Consider the following 863-nt stretch of genomic DNA (forward strand, 5'->3'; position numbering starts at 1 on the left):
ATGACATTAACCTGCTTCCTCACAATGATCGTATCGTGCTGGTGCATGGTGTTCGCTATGAAAAAGATTTGGTCTACAAATACCTGATTGAGCATCTTCAATTCCGATATGAAGGACGCTTAAAGTACGTGCCAATCGTGAGTCGTGAATCGTCACTCGGAAAACTGCAAGGTCGAATCCCAGAGCTGATTGCGTCTGGTGAGCTTGCCAATAAAGTGGATGTGCCTTTCTCTCCGCAAAGCAGCTTTGTGATGCTGTGCGGTAACCCAGAGATGATTAAAGATACCTTGCCTGTGCTGCAAGGGCTAGGGTTAGAAAAGTATCGAACTCGAACAGGCGGTCACGTTATCTATGAGCGTTATTGGTAAGTATCCACTCATCGCTGAAACCGAGATAACTAAGTTATATCGGTGTAAATTAAAAATCACTTTTGAGACATGATACGAATTTATAGACTTATCAATTGAGCACATATACAACAATGCCTAGACTGCGTTCACTGTTGTTGTAGGTGGTTATATGTACTCTTCAATTGCGAGCAAAATGCAGCGGCTTATAGGCGGTTTCGTTGATCTGTTCGTCGTCATTAGCGTTGTCGTTGTTATCGCGTTGGGTATCAATTTTTGGCTCTATGACTTCCGTTTATCCCTGCAAGAAAACTTCACGCTTGTTTACGACACCCACGCGGTGTACCTCCTTACTGTTCCCATTCTTCTCGTGATTAACTGGTATTGGTTGAAGGAAGGGCAAACCATCGGCATGCGTTTTGTTGGTATCAAAGTGGTGATGAAAAATGGTCGTGCCGCGACCAAAGTGACGGTTTCCATCCGGCTTGGCATCAGCTACCTACTCGAAATGTTTAT

1 protein-coding gene and 1 pseudogene are annotated in these 863 nt (G+C 44.1%); both read left to right on the forward strand.

Features of this window, described 5'->3' with window-relative positions:
* Window positions 1-368, forward strand: a pseudogene (locus tag R7040_RS25435) (ferredoxin--NADP reductase); the annotation flags it as partial.
* A 151-nt stretch (window positions 369-519) separates the two neighbouring features.
* Window positions 520-863: RDD family protein (locus tag R7040_RS25440; RefSeq protein ID WP_318097420.1), on the forward strand; the 344-nt coding region annotated here is incomplete at its 3' end.

It is taken from the genome of Vibrio sp. 1069 (genome assembly GCF_033340555.1).